Origin of the sequence: Vreelandella rituensis (assembly GCF_003336665.1) — a bacterium.
Classification (GTDB): Bacteria; Pseudomonadota; Gammaproteobacteria; order Pseudomonadales; family Halomonadaceae; genus Vreelandella; species Vreelandella rituensis.
Map to the genome: position 1 here is coordinate 1 of NZ_QPIJ01000163.1, position 857 is coordinate 857.

The 857-nt window shown below is 60.3% G+C and carries 1 protein-coding gene; it reads left to right on the forward strand.

What is annotated here, in order from left to right:
- Positions 1-111: 111 nt before the first annotated feature.
- Positions 112-857, forward strand: a 746-nt coding sequence (gene iscB / locus DU506_RS21280) for an RNA-guided endonuclease IscB (RefSeq protein WP_181870853.1), incomplete at its 3' end; no start/stop codon positions are given.

Here is an 857-nt window from a genome sequence, read left to right on the forward strand (position 1 = left end):
TTCTGGTCGCTACCGCAAGGTAGGAGCCGGTTGCAGACATTCCCGAGGGGAGACAGGTTGGAAGACCTGCGTCACCAGGCCCGTAAGGGTTCTATTTAAGAAGGAGATCGCATGGCGGTGTCCGTATTGGGAAAGAACAAGCAGCCGTTGATGCCGTGTAGCGAAAAACGCGCACGGCTATTGCTGGAGCGTGGTCGGGCGGTGGTGGTGAACCTGACCCCTTTTGTGATCCGGTTGCGGGATCGCTGCCTGAGTGACTGCGCCTTGCAGCCGACGTTGCTGGGCATTGATCCGGGCAGCAAGGAAACCGGCCTGGCGCTGATGCGTCTGGAAGAAAACGCGACGGACGAGCAAGCCCCGGCAACCCGCCATGTGCTTTGCCTGTTTCAGTTGGTGCATCGGGGCTTCCAGATTCGCCAAGCCTTGGAGCAACGTGCCGGTTTTCGGCGTCGGCGTCGCAGCAAGAACCTGCGTTATCGTCAGCCGCGTTTTGATAACCGCACGCGCAAGAAGGGCTGGCTGCCGCCCAGCCTGCAACACCGGGTCGATACCACCATGGCCAGGGTGGACAAACTGTGCCGCTGGGCACCCGTGACTCACCTGAGCATGGAGCTGGTGCGATTCGATCTGCAGAAGATGGAAAACCCGGAGATTTCCGGGGTCGAGTACCAGCAAGGCACGCTCCTGGGCTATGAGGTGCGCGAATACCTCCTGGAAAAATGGGGCCGGGAATGCACCTACTGCGGCACCGGTGATACACCCCTGGAAATCGAGCATGTGGTAGCGAAATCTCGGGACGGCTCTAGCCGGGTGAGCAACCTGACCGTCGCCTGTCACGACTGCAACCAGGCCAAGGA